This is a genomic window from Elioraea sp. (genome assembly GCF_022842375.1).
Lineage (GTDB): Bacteria > Pseudomonadota > Alphaproteobacteria > Acetobacterales > Acetobacteraceae > Elioraea_A.
In genome coordinates this window covers 1-18,739 of record NZ_JALHPR010000047.1, presented here as the reverse complement: position 1 = coordinate 18,739, position 18,739 = coordinate 1, and the positions used below count along the sequence as shown (strand labels likewise).

General features: G+C 70.3%; 16 protein-coding genes and 1 tRNA gene. 7 read left to right on the top strand and 10 right to left on the bottom strand.

Translation table 11 applies throughout. From position 1 onward, the window contains the following. Nucleotides 1-250 precede the first annotated feature (250 nt). From Q0C38_RS21960 to Q0C38_RS21945, 4 genes are all read left to right on the top strand, one after another. Nucleotides 251-1,882, top strand: a complete 1,632-nt coding sequence (locus tag Q0C38_RS21960) for an electron transfer flavoprotein-ubiquinone oxidoreductase (protein ID WP_291299274.1) — start codon at nucleotides 251-253, stop codon at nucleotides 1,880-1,882. Between the two features lie 264 nt (nucleotides 1,883-2,146). Beyond that, nucleotides 2,147-3,958, top strand: coding sequence for a tetratricopeptide repeat protein (locus Q0C38_RS21955; protein WP_291299273.1), 1,812 nt, complete (start codon nucleotides 2,147-2,149; stop codon nucleotides 3,956-3,958). After that, the gene (locus Q0C38_RS21950; RefSeq protein ID WP_366937297.1) at nucleotides 3,915-4,814 is read left to right on the top strand and encodes a 4-(cytidine 5'-diphospho)-2-C-methyl-D-erythritol kinase; all 900 of its coding nucleotides are present in this window, start codon (nucleotides 3,915-3,917) and stop codon (nucleotides 4,812-4,814) included. The genes Q0C38_RS21955 and Q0C38_RS21950 overlap by 44 nt, the downstream gene beginning before the upstream one ends. Nucleotides 4,815-4,827: 13 nt before the next feature. Beyond that, nucleotides 4,828-4,902: transfer RNA gene (locus Q0C38_RS21945), tRNA-Gln, on the top strand. A 71-nt stretch (nucleotides 4,903-4,973) separates the two neighbouring features. Here the strand turns inward: Q0C38_RS21945 and Q0C38_RS21940 are convergent. Continuing rightward, nucleotides 4,974-5,867 (bottom strand): sugar phosphate isomerase/epimerase, encoded by an 894-nt coding sequence (locus Q0C38_RS21940; protein WP_291299272.1) that lies wholly within the window; start codon nucleotides 5,865-5,867, stop codon nucleotides 4,974-4,976. An 84-nt stretch (nucleotides 5,868-5,951) separates the two neighbouring features. Continuing rightward, nucleotides 5,952-6,548: a pyridoxamine 5'-phosphate oxidase family protein gene (locus tag Q0C38_RS21935; RefSeq protein WP_291299271.1), complete on the bottom strand. Its 597-nt coding sequence runs from the start codon at nucleotides 6,546-6,548 to the stop codon at nucleotides 5,952-5,954. Nucleotides 6,549-6,640: 92 nt separating this feature from the next. Here Q0C38_RS21935 and Q0C38_RS21930 point away from each other — a divergent pair, with 92 nt between their 5' ends. Next, nucleotides 6,641-8,119, top strand: a complete 1,479-nt coding sequence (locus tag Q0C38_RS21930; RefSeq protein WP_291299270.1) for an MATE family efflux transporter — start codon at nucleotides 6,641-6,643, stop codon at nucleotides 8,117-8,119. Here Q0C38_RS21930 and Q0C38_RS21925 read toward each other — a convergent pair. The 7 genes from Q0C38_RS21925 to Q0C38_RS21895 are packed head-to-tail and all read right to left on the bottom strand — an operon-like array spanning nucleotide 8,047 to nucleotide 14,514. Further along, nucleotides 8,047-8,868, bottom strand: a complete 822-nt coding sequence (locus tag Q0C38_RS21925; protein ID WP_291299269.1) for an NAD(P)-dependent oxidoreductase — start codon at nucleotides 8,866-8,868, stop codon at nucleotides 8,047-8,049. The two genes, Q0C38_RS21930 and Q0C38_RS21925, sit on opposite strands and share 73 nt — an antisense overlap. Before the next feature lie 13 nt (nucleotides 8,869-8,881). After that, a complete protein-coding gene (locus Q0C38_RS21920; RefSeq protein ID WP_291299268.1) occupies nucleotides 8,882-9,763 on the bottom strand; it encodes an SMP-30/gluconolactonase/LRE family protein in 882 nt (293 codons plus the stop codon). 3 nt (nucleotides 9,764-9,766) lie between these two features. Beyond that, nucleotides 9,767-10,456, bottom strand: a complete 690-nt coding sequence (locus Q0C38_RS21915; RefSeq protein WP_291299267.1) for an RraA family protein — start codon at nucleotides 10,454-10,456, stop codon at nucleotides 9,767-9,769. Beyond that, nucleotides 10,453-11,649, bottom strand: a complete 1,197-nt coding sequence (locus tag Q0C38_RS21910; protein WP_291299266.1) for a mandelate racemase/muconate lactonizing enzyme family protein — start codon at nucleotides 11,647-11,649, stop codon at nucleotides 10,453-10,455. The genes Q0C38_RS21915 and Q0C38_RS21910 overlap by 4 nt, the downstream gene beginning before the upstream one ends. Before the next feature lie 24 nt (nucleotides 11,650-11,673). Continuing rightward, a complete protein-coding gene (locus Q0C38_RS21905) occupies nucleotides 11,674-12,966 on the bottom strand; it encodes a TRAP transporter large permease (protein WP_291299265.1) in 1,293 nt (430 codons plus the stop codon). 10 nt (nucleotides 12,967-12,976) lie between these two features. Then, nucleotides 12,977-13,495 (bottom strand): TRAP transporter small permease, encoded by a 519-nt coding sequence (locus Q0C38_RS21900; protein ID WP_291299264.1) that lies wholly within the window; start codon nucleotides 13,493-13,495, stop codon nucleotides 12,977-12,979. 23 nt (nucleotides 13,496-13,518) lie between these two features. Beyond that, nucleotides 13,519-14,514: a TRAP transporter substrate-binding protein gene (locus tag Q0C38_RS21895; RefSeq protein ID WP_291299263.1), complete on the bottom strand. Its 996-nt coding sequence runs from the start codon at nucleotides 14,512-14,514 to the stop codon at nucleotides 13,519-13,521. Nucleotides 14,515-14,632: 118 nt separating this feature from the next. Here Q0C38_RS21895 and Q0C38_RS21890 point away from each other — a divergent pair, with 118 nt between their 5' ends. After that, the gene (locus Q0C38_RS21890; protein WP_291299262.1) at nucleotides 14,633-15,316 is read left to right on the top strand and encodes a GntR family transcriptional regulator; all 684 of its coding nucleotides are present in this window, start codon (nucleotides 14,633-14,635) and stop codon (nucleotides 15,314-15,316) included. Between the two features lie 72 nt (nucleotides 15,317-15,388). After that, nucleotides 15,389-16,591 carry a urate hydroxylase PuuD gene (locus Q0C38_RS21885; RefSeq protein WP_291299261.1) on the top strand — a complete coding sequence of 401 codons (1,203 nt, stop codon included), beginning with the start codon at nucleotides 15,389-15,391 and terminating at the stop codon, nucleotides 16,589-16,591. Nucleotides 16,592-16,690: 99 nt separating this feature from the next. Here Q0C38_RS21885 and Q0C38_RS21880 read toward each other — a convergent pair whose 3' ends face one another. Then, nucleotides 16,691-18,355, bottom strand: a complete 1,665-nt coding sequence (locus Q0C38_RS21880) for an EAL domain-containing protein (protein ID WP_291299260.1) — start codon at nucleotides 18,353-18,355, stop codon at nucleotides 16,691-16,693. Nucleotides 18,356-18,739 lie beyond the last annotated feature (384 nt).

Genomic DNA, 18,739 nt, shown 5'->3' with positions numbered 1-18,739 from the left:
CGGCCGCTCCTCCGCCGCCATGGCCGGCGCGGGCGGCAAGGCTGCGCTGCGCCTGTCGCTGGCGCGGCGGTCCTGCGGCGTATCGGCCAGCGCCTCGTCCGCGCCCCAGGCGTGCTGGAGCATCAGTGCCGCGACCAGGTCCCTCTGAAGGTCCTCATCCATCCGTGCAGCAAGCCGCGATCCCGTGCCCTCGCGCAAGCGGTGCGATGGCCCTATGTGTCAGGAGGGCGGAGCAAGCCAGGGGAGCGCGATGGACCGCGAGGCGATGGAGTATGACCTGGTGATCGTCGGTGCGGGGCCATCGGGCCTTGCCGCCGCCATCCGCGCCAAGCAGGCCGCCGCCGCCGAGGGGCGGGAGATCAGCGTGTGCGTGCTGGAGAAGGGCTCCGAGGTCGGCGCCCACATCCTGTCCGGCGCGGTGCTGGAACCGCGCGCCCTCGATGAATTGCTGCCCGACTGGCAGGCCCTCGGCGCGCCGCTGACGACGAAGGCGGGTGACGACTGGTTCCTGTTCCTGACCGAGAAGCGCGCCTTCCGCCTGCCGACACCGCCGCAGATGCACAATGACGGCAACTGGATCATCTCGCTCGGCTCGCTCTGCCGCTGGCTCGGCCAGCAGGCGGAGGCGCTCGGCGTCGAGATCTATCCTGGCTTTGCCGCGGCCGAGATACTGATCGAGGAGGGCCGCGTCGTCGGCGTCGCGACCGGCGAGCAGGGCATCGCCAGGGACGGTTCCCGCAAGCCCGACTGGCAGCCGGGCATGGAGCTTCGCGCGCCCTACACGCTGTTCGCCGAGGGCTGCCGCGGGTCGCTGACCAAGTCGCTCGAGCTCCAGTTCGGGCTGCGTGACCCGAACGCCCCGCAGACCTACGCCATCGGGATCAAGGAGCTCTGGGAGGTGCCGGCCGGCCGGCACAACCCCGGCCTCGCGCTGCACTCGATCGGCTGGCCGCTCAAGTCCGACACCTATGGCGGCTCGTTCCTCTACCACTGGGGCGAGAACCTGATGAGCTTCGGCTTCGTCATCGGGCTCGACTATCCGAACCCGTATCTCTCGCCGTTCGACGAGATGCAGCGCTTCAAGACCCACCCTGCGATGGCCGACTACTTCAAGGGCGCCAGGCGCGTCGGCTATGGCGCGCGGGCGCTGAACGAAGGAGGGCTTCAGGCGATCCCCCGCCTGGTGTTCCCCGGCGGCGCGCTGATCGGGTGCGGCGCGGGCTTCCTCAACGTGCCCAAGATCAAGGGCACGCATACGGCGATGAAGTCGGGCATGCTGGCGGCCGAGGCGGTGGTCGCAGCACTCGGCGCGGATGATCGGCCCGCGACGCTCGAGGCCTATCCACGCGCCCTCGAAGCCTCCTGGGTGTGGCCGGAGCTCAAGGCCTCGCGCAACATCCGCCCTGCCTTCGCCCGCTGGGGCCTCTGGGGCGGCCTCGCCTATTCCGGGCTAGACACCTACGTGCTGCGCGGCCGCGCGCCGTGGACCTTCAAGCACCACAAGGACCACGAGAGCCTGACGCCTGCGGCGGAGGCGACCCCGATCGCCTACCCCCGGCCCGACGGCGTGCTGACCTTCGATCGCCTCTCCTCGGTGTTCCTCTCGAACACGAACCACGAGGAGGACCAGCCGGGCCACCTCAAGCTGGCCGACCCTTCGCGCGCGGTGGCGGTGAACTGGGAGCGGTTCCGCAGCCCCGAGACACGCTATTGCCCGGCCGGCGTCTACGAGATCGTCGGCGCCGAGGAGGGCAAGCCCGCGCTGGTGATCAACGCGCAGAACTGCGTGCACTGCAAAACCTGCGACATCAAGGACCCCACCCAGAACATCAACTGGGTGACGCCGGAGGGCGGCGGGGGACCTGTCTACGGGACGATGTGATGCGAGGTGCTGCCCGACCGCTGTTTGCCATGCGCGGGCGGCGGGGGACCTGTCTACGGGACGATGTGATGCGAGGTGCTGCCCGACCGCTGTTTGCCATGCGCGGGCGGCGGGGGACCTGTCTACGGGACGATGTGATGCAAGGTGCCGGCCGACCGCTGTTTGCCATGCGCGGGCGGCGGGGGACCTGTCTACGGGACGATGTGAGGCAATCGCACGCCGAGCCTGTGGCAGCGCGCAAAACGCTGCGCTAGGGTGAGCGTGATGACGCAGCGCCGCAACGATGACCAGGCTGGCCGCGAGGCGACGCGGCGCGGGCTGCGTCGCTTCGCCATCCTGCCGCTCGCGCTTCTCGCCGCCTGTGCCTCCGGCGTTGCCCAGGCGCCCGCGACCGATCCGCCCACCGTCCGCGTCGGGCAGTTCCGCCCCACGGGCATGTTCGGCGCCTACCTCGCCGGCCGCCTGGCCGCGAGCGAGATGGACACCGCGGTTGCCGCCGACCAGTTCTCCCGCGCGCTCGCCGCGGATCCGAACAACCCGGAGCTCCTGCAGCGCGCCTTCCTCGCCACCCTCGCCGATGGGCGTGACGCGACACCGCTTGCCCGTCGCGTGCTGCAGCGTGACCCGCAGGCGCTGATCGCCAATCTCGACGTCGCTGTGGCGGACGCGAATGCAGGCCGGTTCGATCGCGTCGAGACTAGGCTCCGCACCCTTTCCCGCGAGGGGGCCGGACAGCTGCTGCAACCGCTGCTGCTCGCCTGGGCACAGCTTGGCCGCAATCAGGGTGACGCCGCACTCGCCACCCTCCGCCCGCTCACCGAAGGCGTTCGCTTCCGCGGCACCTTCGCGCTGCATGCCGGGCTGATCGCCGACCTCGCCGGCCGGCCCGCCGAGGCTGACCGCTACTTTCGCCTCGCCCTCTCCGAAGGCGGGGGGCAGAGCCTTCGGCTGGCCGAGATCGTCGCCGGCTTCGAGGCGCGGCAGGGGCGGCAGGAGGCGGCAGGGCGCCTTCTCGCCGAGCTCTCGGCCACGAGCGACGACGTCGCGATGGTCGAGGCCCGCATCAAGGGCGACCTTGCCCGCCGCTCCGTGCGCGATGCGCGTGACGGCATGGCGGAAGCGCTGCTCGGCCTCGCGGGCGCGCTCCGCCAGCAGGAGGCGAGCGAGTTCGCCATGCTGCTGCTCCGCTTGGCCCTGGCACTCCGCCCTGATTTCGGGCCGGCGACCGTCCTGCTCGCCGACCTGCTCGAGAACGATCGTCGCTTCGAGGCAGCCCAGGTCGTGCTCGGCGCCGTCAGCGGCGGCAGCCCATACGCGCCGATGGCACAGCTTCGCGCCGCCGTGCTGCTCGACCGGCTTGACCGCACCGACGCCGCCCTCGCCGCCCTCGAGAGCCTCGCCGCCGCCGATCCGGCGCGGCCAGAGCCGCTCGCCCGCATGGGCGACATCCTGCGCACCCGGTCTCGCTTCCCCGAAGCCGCGCGCGCCTATGACCGCGCCGTCGCCCGCCTCGGCCCGCCAGAGCGGCGGCAATGGACGCTCTACTACGCCCGCGGCATCGCCAATGAACGCGCGAAGGACTGGCCGCGGGCCGAGCGGGATTTCCTCACCGCGCTCGACCTCTCGCCCGACCAGCCCTACGTGCTGAACTACCTCGGCTACTCGTGGGTCGAGCAGGGCAGGGAGCTGTCCCGCGCGCGGGCAATGATCGAGCGCGCGGTCGAGCTTCGCCCGCATGACGGGCACATCGTCGACAGCCTGGGGTGGGTGCTGTTCCGCATCGGCGACTATCGCGGCGCCGTGCGCTGGCTCGAACGCGCGGTCGAGCTCGAGCCGCGCGACAGCGTGATCAACGACCACCTGGGCGATGCCTACTGGGCCGTCGGCCGCCAGGCGGAAGCACGCTTCCAGTGGCGCCGGGCGCTGAACCTCGGCCCCGAGCCGATCGAGATCGGGCGGATCGAGGTGAAGCTGCGCGACGGGCTTCCGATCCCGCCCGCGTCCGTCGCAGCAGGCCCCGTCGCAACAGGCTCTGGCAACGCACCGGGACAGGCCCCTGCCACCACCACGCGCTGAAGCCGGCGCTCTTTCGGAGGCCGCGCCCGCCAAGCTGAACCTGTTCCTGCACGTCACCGGCCGCAGGGACGACGGGTACCACCTGCTCGACAGCCTGGCCGTATTTGCCGGCCTCACGGACACGCTGTCGGCCACGCTGGCCGACACGCTCTCCCTCTCCGTCACCGGTCCCTTTGCCGACGCGGCCGGGGGTGGCGACGACAACCTCGTCCTCCGCGCCGCGCGCGCCCTTGCCCCCGGCCATGGCGCCGCACTCACGCTCGACAAGCGCATCCCCGTCGCCGCTGGCCTCGGCGGCGGCTCTGCCGATGCTGCCGCCGCGCTCAGGCTTCTCTCGCGCCTCTGGGCCACGCCCATCGCGTGCGACCCGCTTCGCCTCGGCGCCGACGTTCCCGTCTGCCTCGCCTCCGCACCTGCCAGCATGAGGGGCATCGGCGAGGTGCTGGGTGCTGCGCCCGCTCTGCCGCCGGGCCTCGGCCTCGTCATCGCCAACCCGCGCCTGCCGCTCGCCACGCCCGCCGTGTTCGCCGCGCGCGGGGGCGCCTTCGGAGCCCCCGCGGCGATGCCCGACCGCTTCGCCGATGCCGCCACGCTCGCCGCCTGGCTCGGCACGACGACGAACGGACTCGAGGCCGCCGCCACCGCCCTCTGCCCACCCGTCGCCGTCGTGCGTGCCGCCTGCGCCTCGCTCCCCGGCGCCCTGCTCGCGCGGATGAGCGGTTCAGGGCCAACCTGCTTCGCCTTGTTCGCCACGGTCGCCGAGGCCGAAGCCGGCGCTGCCCGCCTCGCTCAGGCTGAGCCCGCCTGGTTCGCCTGGGGCGGCGGGCTTTACCGAAACGGGTCTGTCAGCCTATAGGCCAGCACCCGGATGGGGCGTCGCCAAGCGGTAAGGCAGCGGACTTTGAATCCGCCATTCCCAGGTTCGAATCCTGGCGCCCCAACCAGCGGCACGGCCGCAGCGGGCTTTGTCGCAGCATCGCCGCACAACCTGGCCGGCCCAGTCGTGGGGCGTGTGTCAGACGGGGATCAGCCCCGCCAGGCGCTTCGTCTCGGCCACCGCATCCGCCGCGTGGTGCATGAAGTGGCCGGCCAGCTCCATGATCATCGTCGTGTCCCGCTTGAGCGCCAGTGCCGGCAACAGCGTGTCGAACGGCGTGTCGCCCCAGCCGGGCGGGGCGTGGATGTCGCCGGTGCCGTAGGCGAGCTTCTCGGCCTTGCCCCAGGTCCGCACCGTGTCGAGGCGGCCGAACTGGTCCTGCAGGTGGATGTGCACGATGTGCGGCGCCATCGCCGCCAGCGTCTCGCCCAGATCCTGCTGGCGCAGCGTCGCCATCATGTACGCATGCCCGATGTCGAGCGTCGCCCCTACCGCCGGATGATTCACCGCCGCCACCTGGGCCGCGAGCGCGAAGGCATCATGCGTGTGCGGGATCGAGGGCAGCGGCGGCAGGTTCTCGAGCGCCAGCGTCACGCCATGCCGCGCGGCATGATCGGCGAGCCCCGCGAGACTCTCGACCTCGAGGCGCTTCAGCCGCGCAAGCTCGGCGTCAGCCAGCGGCGCGGACCATACCCCGCCATGGATCACGAGGCGGATCGCGCCGAGCGCGCCAGCCGCCTCGATCATCGCGCGGCACACGGCGCGGTGAAGCTCGATATGCGCCTCGTCCATGAAATTGGTGCCGAGCGGGCCGTGCGCGGTGTAGCGGAGAGGGTGGCGCCGCGTCACCGCCTCGATCGCGCGCAACTCCGGCAGGTTCAGCCGCCCGCCGGCGACCACGAACATGTTCTGCAGCGACAGTTCCGCGATGTCGCACCCAGCCTCGGCGAACCGGCCGAGCTCCGCATCCAGCCCGGCGATGTCGCCGGCAGCACTCTCGGTCGAAAGCCCGACACCCAGGATTATCGCCATCAGCCTCTCCCTTGCCCGATGGCGCGATACCGCGCGGCGCCCCGCCTGTCCATGTCGGTTGCGTGTCGTTTCGATGTCGGTCCGTCACGGTACGAGCCAGTTCGCCCGGAGCGAGCCTGACGACCAGTCGAACAGCGCGCGGCGGTGGCCTGCGGCGGCAAGGTAGAGCCACTCCATCCGGACCACCGTGACGGTGACGGCGATGAACGCCGCGCGCCCCGCCTCGTCGCCATCGCCGATCTCTGCGAGCGCCGCAACGGGGTCGGACGCATGCGAGCCGGGTGCCGTGGCGACCCGATAGCAGGCGCGGCTGAGGGGCTTCGTCGCTTTCCAGGCAGCGTTCGCCACGTCATCATTCGTGTGCAGCGTTGCCGTACCGGCGAGGCGAAGCTGGATCTTGCCGCCCGGATCATAGGCGTGCACGGCGATGCGCGGCCTTGCCCTCAGCTCCGTTGCCTTGGCGCTGCGCGCATCGGTGTGGAAGCGAAGCCGCCGTGCCGGCGGCGAGGCGCCGCGCAGCACCACCGTGCGCACATGCGGCCCGCCATCGGCTCCGATCGTTGCCACCGCAGGTGTGTGGAACGGATGCTTCCGATCCGCCGCACCGCGGACAAGCAGCGCCCAGGCCTCCGCCAAGCTTGCGGGAAGATCGTCGTACCAGGGGGGTGTCGGCTCTGCCATCGCCGCATGCTGGCCGTCAGGAAGGAGTGAGGCAACCCACCCCTGCGCCTCTTTTCCTGGCATTCCCCGCCCCCTCGGCGTAGAGCGCGCGGATGGAGGACCGCACGGCACGGCCAACGAGCCGGCATGACGTGATCGGCGAGATTGGCGCGATGGCCACCCTCGCCTGGCCGATCGTGCTGACCAACCTGGCGCAGATCGCCATCACCACGACCGACGTGGTGATGATGGGCTGGCTCGGGCCGACGGCGCTCGCCGGCGGCGTGCTCGGCGCGAACCTCTACTACGCCTTCTTCGTGATCGGCCTCGGCCTCGCGATGGCGCCCTCGCCGGTGATGGCACAGGCACTCGGCCGCCGCCGCCATGCGCTGGCCGAGGTCCGCCGCGCCTTCCGCATGGGCTGCTGGCTCGTGGCACTCGCGATGCTGCCGGTGATGGTGGCGCTGTGGTTCGCCGAGCCGATCCTGCTGCTGCTCGGCCAGCAACCCGCGCTTGCCGCCGATGCCGGGGCCTATGTGCGGGCGATGATGTGGGGGCTGATCCCCTTCCTGTGGTTCATGGTGCTGCGGGGCTTCACCGCGGCGCTCGAACGGCCGCGGCCGGCGCTGCTCGTCTCGCTCGCGGGCATCGTGTTCAACGCCTTCTCGAACTGGGTGCTGATGTTCGGCAACCTCGGCGCACCGGCGCTCGGGCTCGTCGGCGCGGGCATCTCCTCGTCGCTCTCGGCCATCCTGATGTGCACGGCGCTGACCGTGATCTGCATGCGCGGCGCGCCGTTCCGCCGCTATGCCATCCTCGGCCGGTTCTGGCGGCCGCACTGGCGGCGGCTTTCCGAGCTCGCGCGCATCGGCACGCCCATCGCCGGCGCGCTCGGCTTCGAGGTGACGGTGTTCAACGCCGCGGTGTTCCTGATCGGGCTGATCAGCGCGCGCGAGCTTGCCGCCCATGCCATCGCCATCCAGATCGCCTCTGTCACTTTCATGGTGCCGATGGGGCTTGGCCAGGCAGCGACGGTGCGTGTTGGCCTTGCCGCGGGCGCGGGCGATGCGGGCGGCGTCGGCCGTGCAGGCTGGGTCGCGCTCGGCATGGGCGTCGGCTTCATGGCGGGGATGGCGGCGCTGTTCCTGACCGTGCCGCACATCTTCGTCCTGGGCTTCCTTGACCTGCGCATCGAGGGCGCGCCGGAAGTCGCGGCTTATGCCGTGACGCTGCTCGGCCTCGCCGGGCTGTTCCAGGTGGCGGACGGCGCGCAGACCATCGCCGCGGGTGCGCTGCGCGGGCTCAAGGACACGCGCGTGCCGATGATCTTCGCAGGCCTCGGCTACTGGGTGTTCGGCCTGCCGACGGGTGCTGCGCTCGCCTTCCTCGCGGGCTGGGGCGCCTATGGCGTGTGGGTGGGGTTCGTCGTCGGGCTCGGCGTTGTCGCCGTGCTGCTCGTCAGGCGCTGGGCGCGGCGCGAGGCGCTCGGCCTCGTGCCGCGGCGTCATATCGGTTCCGTTCAGTCGGCGAGTGGATCGGCGGGCGAGGGGGCTTTCCGCGAATACGCCATGGCGCAGAACCCGCCGCCCTGATAGCGCTCCGTCACCGGGTTGCCGCTCACCTTGCCCGCGAGCTGGCCCGCGAACACATCCGCCGTGTCGGCCGGCGCCCAGCCGATGCGGCCGCGGTGATCCTTTCGCCACCAGGTGCGGCTGTTGTCCGACGCACCCCAGATCACGGCATGGCCCGTCGCCTCCGCGACCGTGCAGCGATGCACGAGCCGGCAGAGATCGGCGTAGGAGAGCCAGGTCGCGAGCATGCGCGCATCGATCGGCTCAGGGAACGAACTGCCGATGCGGAGGTTCACGTTCTCCACCCCGTGCTTGTCCCAGTAGAGCCGCCCCATCAGCTCGCCATAGGCTTTCGAGAGGCCGTAGAACCCGTCGGGGCGGAACTGGCAATCGGCATCCAGCGTCTCCTCGCGCTCGTGGAAGCCGATCGAATGGTTCGATGACGCAAATATGACGCGCGCCCCCTCGCGCCGCGCCGCCTCGTAGACGTGGTAGAGGCCGCGGATGTTGGGGCCGATCACCGTCTCGAACGGCTTCTCGACCGAGACGCCGCCGAAATGCAGGATCGTGCCGCAGCCTTCCGCGAGGCCGAGGATCGCCACCCCGTCCTCGAGGTCGGCCTGGGTGAAGCTTGCATTCGTGGGCAGGGCGTCGGGGAACGGCACGATGTCGGTGAGCCTGAGCGTGAGCCCCTCGGCGGCCAGCGCGCGGGTGAGCTGGCGGCCGAGCGCGCCCGAGGCACCGGTGAGCAGCACGGGTTTCGTCGTCATCGCTGTCGGTCCTTCAATCGGCGAAGAGGGGAACGGGAACGCCCGCCACGGGGCTCGGCATCACGAACACCGCGCCGAGCAGCGGGTGCGCGCCGATGCTGTCGGCGCCGAGTGGGTGGCGAAGGCTCGTCCAGTAGAGCGTGCGCAGGCCGGGCCCGCCGAAGCAGGGCATGGTGACGCCGGGGCAGGGGAAGGGGTCGGAGGCGATCAGCGTGCCGTCCGTCGCGAAACGGTTGATCCGCCCCGCGCGCACGCCGGCTGACCAGTACGTCCCCTCCATATCGAACGCAGCACCATCGGGGCGGCCGATCACGTCGCCATCGGGTGTTGCGATCCGCCTGCGGTTCGTGGCGATCCCCGTTGCCGGATCGAGATCCCACGCATCGATCCAGGGCGCGCCGCTATCGGACGTGATCATCGTGCGCCCGTCGGCCGACCACGCGATTCCGTTGGCGGTATAGAGCCCGTCCGTCACGCGGAACCAGGCGCCATCGGCCGTGACGCGGTAGAGCGAGCCGGTGGGCTGGCGGGGGTTGCGGTCATCCATCGTGCCGACCCAGAAGGCACCATCGGGCCCGATTTTTCCGTCATTGAAACGGTTATATCCGGGCTCAGGGCCAGGGCGGCAGAGCTCGCTGATGCGGCGCGCGCGCCAGTCATACATCACGATCCGGTCGCGCAGCGCGACAACCCATTGCCCAGACCGGCAGAGGCCGAATGAGCCGACCTCGGAGGGGAAATGCCAGGTGTTCAGCACGGCACCCTCGGGCGAGAAGGCGATGATCGCGCAGCCGATGATGTCGCAGATCAGCAGGCGGTCATGCGCCGCGTCCCAGACCGGGCATTCGCCCAGTGCGGCGCGGTAGTCGGGGTTGAGGAGGGCGATCCCGGTCATCGGTCATTCCACGGTACGAATGAGGTTCCGCGCGGCGAGTGCCGCGATCGCAGGCGGCTCGGCCAGCCCAGCAGCCACCTTGGCGAGGATCGCGCTTTCCGCCGCCTGCACCCGCGCGAGGCTGTCGAGCACCGCCTCGATCCGCGCGGCGGGGATGACGACGACGCCGTCGCGGTCGCCCACCACGATATCGCCCGAGGCAACCGCGATGCCGCCGCAGACGATGGGCAGCCCGACGAGGCCTGGCCCCGACTTGGCGCAGCTGTCGGGCGTGACGGCAGCGGCGAACACCGGAAGGCCCACCTGGTCGAGCCCGTCGCGGTCACGCACCGCGCCGTCGGTGACGAACGCGACGACGCCGCGGTTCTTCGCGATGCCGGCGACGACGTCGCCGCAGATCGCCGCATCGATGAACCCGTCCGCCGCGGCGACGATCACGTCGCCGGCCGTGACGATGGACAGCGCGCCCATCACCGCGAGATTGTCGGCCGGCCCGCAAAAGCAGGTGACGGCAACGCCCGCGAAACGCTCGGCTGCGCCGACGACGGGCTTGATCGCCGGGCGCATCGCACCGCGGCCGCCGAGCGCATCGGCGAGGTTGCCGGTGGGCACGCCGGCGAAGCGCGCGACCGTCGCGGCGGAAGGCCGCGCGAAGCCCGGGCGGATGGTGAGCAGCGGAGGATCGTCGATCACAGGTCATTCTCCCTGGTGATGCGGATGGCCCCGCGCGCGAGCACATCGGGCTGCAGCGCGAGGCCAAGTCCGGGTCCTGTCGGCACCGTCACCATGCCATTCTCGACGGCGGGCAGCGCGGTGACGAGATCGCGGTACCAGCCTGACCAGTAGGCGCGCACGCTTTCCATGAACACCGCATTGGGCAGGTTCAATGCAAGATGCGTCGAGGCCGCGAACACCACCGGCCCCGTGCAGTCATGCGGCGCGACGGGGCGCTGGAACGTCTCGGCCAGCGTGCCGATCTTCTTCGCCTCCGAGATCCCGCCGCACCAGCCGAGGTCGAGCATCACGTAGTCGACCGCATCGGCGCGGAGGATGTCGAGGAACTGGTTCCGCCCCGCCAACGTTTCCGATGCGCACACAGGCAGGCCCGACATCCGCCGATAGTCCGCCAGTGCCGCAGGGTCGGCCATCTTGATCGGGTCTTCCATCCAGAACGGATCGAACTGGCGCATCGCGCGCGCGATCGCGAGTGCGGCCGCAGCGTCCCACAGCGAGTGAAGCTCGACCATCACGGCCATCGTGTCGCCGACCGCTTCGCGGATCTGCCGGAAGGGGCGGAGTGCGGCGTCGATGCTCGTGGCTGAGATCATCTGCCCGTGCGTTGCCGCGGCGTAGGGGTCGAACGGCCAGATCTTCATCGCCCCGATGCCCATCTCCTTCAACGACAACGCGAGCGCGCCGGCATCGCGGGTGAAGGCAATCTGGTCATCGTAGGGGCCGCTCGCGGCGTCCTCGCCGGCAACGGCACGCCGCCCGCCGCGGGCGTTGTAGAAGTATCCCGCACAGGTATTGTAGGTCGCGATCGCCGGCCGCGTCGCCCCGCCGAGCAGGTCGACGATCGGCCGCCCCGCGGCCTGCCCCGCGATGTCCCACAGCGCGATGTCGACCGCGCTGGCGGCGCGGAGCTCGGTGCCCGAGGACCGGAAGCCGACATAGGGGCGGGTGAGTTCATGCGCGATCGCGTCGATGCGCGATGGGTCGGCGCCGATCAGCCGGGGCGCGATGTCGGCGTGCAGATGCGCCTCGACACCGGCCGCACCGCGGAACGTCTCGCCGAGGCCGATGATGCCGGCATCGGTGTGGAGCCTCAGCCAGAGGATGTTGTCGTAGGGTGCGAGCCGGACCGTCTCGAGGGCGGTGATCCTCATGGCATGATTCTCATGGAACGGTCCTCAGGCGCCGTAGCCGAGCAGCAGCCGCGGCAGCGTGAGCGCCAGTGGCGACCAGTACGTCGTCAGGCCGAGGGCGACGAGGATCGCGGTATAGAACGGCCAGATCGTTCCCATCACCTCCTCGATCCGCACCCGCGCGATGGCGCAGCCAACGAACAGCACCGCACCCACGGGCGGGGTGGTGAGGCCGAGGCCAAGGTTCATCATCATCACCATGCCGAACTGGACCGGGTCCATCCCGATCGCCTGCGCGACGGGCAGGAAGATCGGCGTGCAGATCAGGATCAGTGCCGCCATGTCCATGATGCAGCCGAGCAGCAGCAGCGCCACGTTGATCATCATCAGCAGCACGATGGGATTATCGGAGATGCCGAGCATCGTGTTGGCGAGATGCTCGGGCACGCGGTGCAGCGCCAGCAGGTAGGCGAAGGCGGTCGCGGTGCCGACGAGCAGCAGCACCACCGCCGTGGTGCGCACCGATTGCGCGACGGCGGTGACGAAGCCTTGCCATGAGAGCTCGCGATAGATGAACACCGTGCAGAGCACGGCCCAGATCGCGCCCATCGCGGCGCTCTCGGTCACGGTGAAGATGCCGCCGAGAACGCCGCCGAGGATGATCACGGCCGTGAAGAGGCCGGGAAAGGCGCCGGCGGCAGCCCAGGCGAGCTTGCGGAAGCCTGGGAACGGATCGCCGCGATAGCCGCGCCGCGCGCCGATGACATAGGCCGCGATCGCGAGCGAGAGGCACATCATGATGCCAGGCACGACGCCTGCGAGGAACAGCGCGCTGACCGACACGCCCCCGCCGGCCGCGAGCGAGAACAGGATCATGTTGTGCGAGGGCGGGATCATGATCCCCGCGATCGAAGAGGTGACGGTGACGTTCACCGCATAGTCGGTGTCATAGCCCTTTTCGCGCATCGCCGGGATGAGGATGGAGCCGAGTGCCGAAGTATCGGCAACCGCAGAGCCCGAGATGCCGCCGAACAGCATTGAGGCCAGGACGTTGACGATGCCGAGCCCACCCTTCACGCCGCCGACGGCGGAGGCAGCGAGGTTGATCAGCCGCGTGGCGATGCCGCCATGCAGCATGATCTCGCCGGCGAAGATGAAGAACGGGATGGCCAGCAGCGAGAACACGTTCATGCCCGACGTCATCTGCTGGAAGGCGACGGCGAGCGGTACCCCCTCCCACCAGAAGCCGGCGACGGCCGAAATGCCGAGGCTGAACGAGACGGGGACACCGAGGGCCAGCGTCAGCGCGAAGGCGCCGAACAGGACGATGAGGCTCATAGGGTGTGGGTCACTCGAGGCCGATGGCGCGCTGGCCGATGGGGGGAAGGTTCGCTGCGCGGCGCAGCAGATGCTCGGCCGAGAAGGCGGCCGTGAGCGCGCCGCAGATCATCAATGGGACGAACTGCATCCCCTGCGGCAGGCCGAGCAGGGGGATGTTGAAGCTCCACATCATCGAGGCGAGGGTGTCGCCCCAGGTGAGCATGATGAGCCCGAAGCCGAGCATGAGGAGATCGACCGCGATCGCGACCGCCTCGCGCAGGCGGTCGGGCAGTGCGGCGACGACGATCTCGACCGCCATGTGGAACCGCTCGCGCACGCCGACGGCGGCGACGGGAAGCGAGACGAACAGGATGGTGAGCAGGGCGGCACGCTCGACCCATGTCGGCGTATCGTTCAGCACGTAGCGGCCGAACACCATCCACCCCGTCATCACCATCAGCGACACCAGCGCGATGCCGGCGGCGATGATGACAAGGCGTGACAGCAGGTTCAGCAGCGCGGAGAGCGCGGCGACGCCGGATTGCATGGCCGCGCTCCCCGTTCCTTAGGTCACTGCACCGCGCGGATGCGGTCGACCAGCGCGCGCATGTTCGGCGCACCGGCATACTTCTCGTAGAGCGGCGCCATCAGCTGCTGCCACGGGCCGCGATCGGTGATCTCGGTCACCGTCACGCCGGCGGCGACGACCTTGTCGCGGCTCGACTTCTCACGCTCCGCCCAGAGCTGGCGCTGGTAGGCGGAGGCCTCGCGCGCCGCGGTGCGCAGGATCTCGCGGTCAGCCGGGCTCGCGCGATCCCAGCGCGGCTTGGACACCACGACGATCTCGGGAACGTTCGAGTGCTCCGTCGTCGCGTAGAAGCGTGCGACCTCGAAGTGACGCTGGCTCTCATAGGACGGCCAGTTGTTCTCCGCCCCGTCGATCACGCCCGTCTGCAGCCCGGTGTACACCTCGCCGAAGGGCAGCGGCGTGGCGTTGGCGCCGAGTGCGCGGACCAGGTCGACCCAGAGGTCGGAGGTCTGCACGCGGATCTTGAGGCCCTGCATGTCAGCCGGGGTGCGCACCTGGCGGCGGGTGTACATGCTGCGCGCGCCGGCATCGAACCACGACACGACCACCATGTTCAGCCGCGCCTCGATCAGCCTGGCGAGCTCGTCGCCCACCGCGCCGTCGACCGTCTTGTGGACGTGCGACACGTCACGGAAGATGAAGGGCAGCGTCAGCACCTGCGTCTCGGGAACGAGGTTGTTCAGCGGGCTGAGGTTGAAGTTCGCGAAGTCGATCGCGCCGAGGCGAAGCTGCTGGATCGCCTCGTCCTGCTGGCCGAGCTGGGCCGAGTGGAAGGTGCGCATGCGGATGCGGTTGTTGGAGCGCTGTGCGACGAGCTCGCCCCAGCGATCGAGGCCGCGGCTGTTCGGATAATCCGGCACGTGGATGTTCCAGCCGCGCCATTCCTGCGCGGCGGCGGGCGCCGCGCTGATCAGGATGGCGGCAGCCGCTGCGAGCGTGCAGCCCGCAAGCGTCTTGGCAATGGTCCGATCGGACATTGTTTCCCTCCGGTTCTCCAGGCCCATCGCACGGGCCGGTTGATGGCGACACTGACACCTGATACATCAGTTGGCAATGACCTCGTTGGCAACCACGCGAGGCAGGGGGAAACGCAGAGTGGCGCCGGCAGATGCACCAGGTCCGGCCGTCGACGATGGCCTCCCTGTCGCCGAGCGGGTGTATCGCCGCCTGCGCGACGCGATCGCCTCTGGCGAACTGCCGCCCCGCGGCAGGCTGTCGGAGCGCGACATCTCCGCATCCCTCGGCGTCTCGACGAGCCCGGTGAAGGCAGCGCTCGCCCGCCTCGAAGCCGAGGGCATGGTGGTGACGCAGCCAAGGCGCGGCACCTGGGTGGCCTTCGCGCCGGAGAAGCTGTCCGAGATGGGGCTGATCCGCGCGGCACTCGAGGGCGTTGCCGCCAGGCTCGCCGCCGGGCGCATCACCGAGGTGCAGCTTGCCGCACTTTCGGCCATCGTGGCGGAACTCCGTGCCGCCACCGCGGCGCATGATGCCGCCGTCCTGGCGGAAGCCAACGAGAGCTACCACCAACTGGTGCTCGCCGCGGCCGACAACGCCTTTCTCAGCAACGCCGTGAAGGCGCTTCGCGGCTACTACCTCATGACTCGCAACAGGATGCGCACCGCGCAGCTCGAGCCGTACAAGGCGCAGGCCGAGCATGAGGCGATCCTTGCCGCACTCGCCGCGCGCGATGGTGCGGCGGCGGAAGCGGCGATGCGCGCGCATATCGCGCGCTCGGTCGAAACGCTCTGGGCTGAGGATCTGGCGCACCACACGCGGTGACCCCGTGATGCTGTCACGTGGCGGCACGCTGCGTGCATACTTCCAGCCATCGTGGTGTCATGCGGGGATGCGATGGAACCCTTGCTCTGGGAATGGGGCAGCCTGCTGCTGCGCTGGCTTCACGTCGTCGCGGCGATGGCGTGGATCGGCGCGTCGTTCTTCTTCATCCACCTCGATGCCACGCTGCGCGCGCGCGAGGATCTTCCGGGCGGCGTGAAGTCTGCCTGGCAGGTGCATGGCGGCGGCTTCTACGAGATGCGGAAATGGATGGCCGCCCCCGAGTTCCTGCCCGAGCATCTTACCTGGCACAAATGGCAGGCGTACTGGACGTGGCTTTCGGGCGCGCTGCTGCTGGGCTGGATCTACTACGCGCAAAGCGAGCTCTACCTCATCGACCCTGCGGTGCGCGACCTCTCGCCGGCGATGGCGGCGATCGCGGGGGCCGCCGGCATCGCGCTCGGCTGGGTCGTCTATGACCTGCTCTGCCGATCGCGCCTGAAGCGGAACGATACGCTCCTGCTCGCCGCGCTGTTTGCCTATGCGGTGGCCGTCAGCGCCGTGTTCGCGGCACTGTTCAGCGGCCGCGGCGCGCTGCTGCACACCGGCGCGGTGCTCGCGACGGTGATGACCGGCAACGTGTTCCTCGTGATCATCCCGAACCAGAAGAAGGCGGTTGCCGCCCTCATCGCCGGGGCCGTGCCCGATCCGCGCTTCGGTGCCGAGGGCAAGCAGCGATCGATGCACAACAACTACATCACGCTGCCCGTCGTGTTCCTGATGCTGTCGAACCACTATCCCGTCACCTATGTCTCGCAGGCGGCGATCCCCGGGATCGTGGCCCTCTCGCTCGTCGCGGGTGCGCTGGTGCGGTGGTTCTACAATCGCCGCCACGCAGGCTTCGATGCGCCGGGCCATGGCGGCGGCTGGTGGGCCTGGGGTGCGGCCGCCGCCGCGGTGGTCGCAGCGATCGCGCTCAGCCTGGCACTCGCCCCGTCCGATCCGGGCGCGGAACGGAGGCCCCCCCGCGCGACCCTCCCGCCGGCAGTGGAGGAGATCGTGCTCGGCCGCTGTTCGATGTGCCACATGCCAAGCCCCGTCTGGGCCGGCATCGGCCTGCCGCCGAGGGGCGTGGTGCTTGACGAGGCGGACGCGATCCTGCGGCAGAAGGCGGCGATCAGGGTGCACGCGGTGCTGACGCACGCGATGCCACCGGGCAACATCACCGGCATCACCACCGAGGAGCGCCGCGTCCTCGCTGCCTGGGCCGCGCGCTAGGCTCCGGACCCAGACCGACCAAGTGACGATTGCTGCGAGGGTGACGGCGCTGAGGAGGAGGTCGGCGCGTGGGTCCTGCTGGTCCGCCCGCCGCGCGCTCTAGCCTCTCAACCCCGGCAGGTGGCCGGGCCGGCCGAACAGGTAGCCCTGGCCGTACTCGACGCCGAACTCGCGCAGCATCGACACCTCGGCCTCCGTCTCGACATGCTCGGCGATCACCTGCGCACCGGATGACCGGCAGAGCTGGACGATCTGCGCGAGCAGCGCACGATCCCGCCCGCCCTTGCCGGCACCGCGCACGTACTGCCCGTCGATCTTCACGTAGTCGACCTGGAAGCTCTTGAGATGTCGGATGCCTGCTGCCCCGGCGCCGAAATCGTCGAGGCACACGGCATGGCCGCGGCGGCGAAGCTCTGCGATCAGCGCGCCGGCTGCCTCCGCGTTCTCGATGTCGGCCGTCTCCGTCACCTCGATCAGCAGGCGCGTCGCGCCGACGCCGACCTTGTCGAGCACGGCGAGGAACTGCTCGGCGAACGCAGGATCGGAGAGGGAGATCGCCGAGACGTTCACCGCGACATGTGTGGCCGACGTCGCACCGATCGCCTCCGTCGCCGCGCTGAGGACGGCGAGGTCGAGCGACTGAGCGAGCCCCGACGCCTCGGCGAGGGTGACGAAGCTCTGCGGGTCCTGCGGCGCACCGTCAGGGCTGGGGAGAGGGCGGATCAGCGCCTCGAAATGCTTCACCGTCCGGTCGGAGAGTGCCACCACGGGCTGGTAGGCGAGGCGGAAGCGGCGCCGCCCGATCTGCCCCTCGATCTGCGCGGCTTCCGAGGCGAGCCCATCGATGAACCGGGCGAGGCCTGCAGAGCCGTCACGCTCGAGCGCCTTGGCAAGGGCGCTTCTGCCGCCGCCGGCGAAGCGCGAGACCATGAGCCGGAGCGCGCGCACCGCCTGCACAGGGTCGCTGGCGCCGACATCAAGCGAGATGTCGGTCGCCGCGACCGAGAGTGCTGCCGAGGCCGGCGCACGGGCGCGCGCCAGGCGCTCGATCTCGCGGGCCAGCGCCGGTGCGTCGAGACCTCCGCCATGCACGAGGCCCCAGCGCCCCCCGCCGAGTTCGCCGGTCGCGCCGCCAGGGGCCGCGGCGCCGATCGTCGCGCCGATGCTGTCGAGCAGCTCCTCCCGCGCAGTGTGGCCGAGCATGACGGTGGCTTCCGCGAGGCCCTCGACCTCGACGAAGGCGAGCCTGGCCGGGGCGCCGCCCTCGGCCGCCTCGCGCAGCCTGGGCTCGGCGATCCGCAGCAGGCCCCCCTGGTCGCCGACCATGGCGGTGGCGGCGGGCAGGGGGGCTGGGAGCTGCCCGAAGGTGAGGCAGAAGCGCTCGCCCCCGCCCGCTGCAAGCCCGGCGAGGACGAAGGGGGTGCGGGCTGCGTCGGCGATGCGAAGCCCCATCGGCGGAAGCCTGCCGCGGGCGGAAAGATGGGCCAGCGCGGTCTCGAGCGCGGCATGGTCCTCGGCGGCGACGATCCGCGACACAGGCTGTCCGAGGAAGGCATCGCCAGGGCGGCCCAACCGCGACTGGAAGGCGCCGGCGGCGAAGGTGACGCGCTGCTCCCGGTCCACCTCGACCAGCAGGTCGGACGCAGCGAAGGCGAAGGCAAGCAGGCGCTCGCGCGCATCGATCGCCGCCTGGCGACCGTTGCCCGCCCTCCCGATCCCTGGGGGAGACGCCTCCCGTCCTGGCTTGGTTCTGTCCTGCGTCACTGCTCTCATGATCCGCTGAAGTGATGCTCATGAGACAAGACCGACGCTACTGCTGGGTTAACGGGCGCCGTGACCTGGATTACATCGGGCGGATTGCGACCGGACGCTGCCCCCTTGCGTTGTCGCAGCCGGTGGGCACGATCGGCCTCGTCCATCGAGAGGGCACGAAAACCGCTCGCAGCGGACATGAGCATTTGGCGTGAGTGCGTTGATCATCAACGGAAAGGTGGCTGGAATGGCGAACACGGACATAGCGCGGATCCTCGGTGCGCTGCTCGGCGGCGCTGCCAAGGGGGGCCTGCGGCCCGCCCGCCGGCGCCGGCGCAGCCCAGCACCGCTGCTCGACGTGCGCGTCGGTGGCAGCAGGGCAGCCGCGACCGCGCT

Excerpts from the sequence above, each read along its gene's own strand:
- Q0C38_RS21960 (WP_291299274.1), top strand. The coding sequence starts at position 251 with ATGGACCGCGAGGCGATGGAGTATGACCTGGTGATCGTCGGTGCGGGG.
- Q0C38_RS21955 (WP_291299273.1), top strand. The coding sequence starts at position 2,147 with ATGACGCAGCGCCGCAACGATGACCAGGCTGGCCGCGAGGCGACGCGG.
- Q0C38_RS21940 (WP_291299272.1), bottom strand. The coding sequence starts at position 5,867 with ATGGCGATAATCCTGGGTGTCGGGCTTTCGACCGAGAGTGCTGCCGGC.
- Q0C38_RS21935 (WP_291299271.1), bottom strand. The coding sequence starts at position 6,548 with ATGGCAGAGCCGACACCCCCCTGGTACGACGATCTTCCCGCAAGCTTG.
- Q0C38_RS21930 (WP_291299270.1), top strand. The coding sequence starts at position 6,641 with ATGGAGGACCGCACGGCACGGCCAACGAGCCGGCATGACGTGATCGGC.
- Q0C38_RS21925 (WP_291299269.1), bottom strand. The coding sequence starts at position 8,868 with ATGACGACGAAACCCGTGCTGCTCACCGGTGCCTCGGGCGCGCTCGGC.
- Q0C38_RS21920 (WP_291299268.1), bottom strand. The coding sequence starts at position 9,763 with ATGACCGGGATCGCCCTCCTCAACCCCGACTACCGCGCCGCACTGGGC.
- Q0C38_RS21910 (WP_291299266.1), bottom strand. The coding sequence starts at position 11,649 with ATGAGGATCACCGCCCTCGAGACGGTCCGGCTCGCACCCTACGACAAC.
- Q0C38_RS21905 (WP_291299265.1), bottom strand. The coding sequence starts at position 12,966 with ATGAGCCTCATCGTCCTGTTCGGCGCCTTCGCGCTGACGCTGGCCCTC.
- Q0C38_RS21900 (WP_291299264.1), bottom strand. The coding sequence starts at position 13,495 with ATGCAATCCGGCGTCGCCGCGCTCTCCGCGCTGCTGAACCTGCTGTCA.
- Q0C38_RS21895 (WP_291299263.1), bottom strand. The coding sequence starts at position 14,514 with ATGTCCGATCGGACCATTGCCAAGACGCTTGCGGGCTGCACGCTCGCA.
- Q0C38_RS21885 (WP_291299261.1), top strand. The coding sequence starts at position 15,389 with ATGGAACCCTTGCTCTGGGAATGGGGCAGCCTGCTGCTGCGCTGGCTT.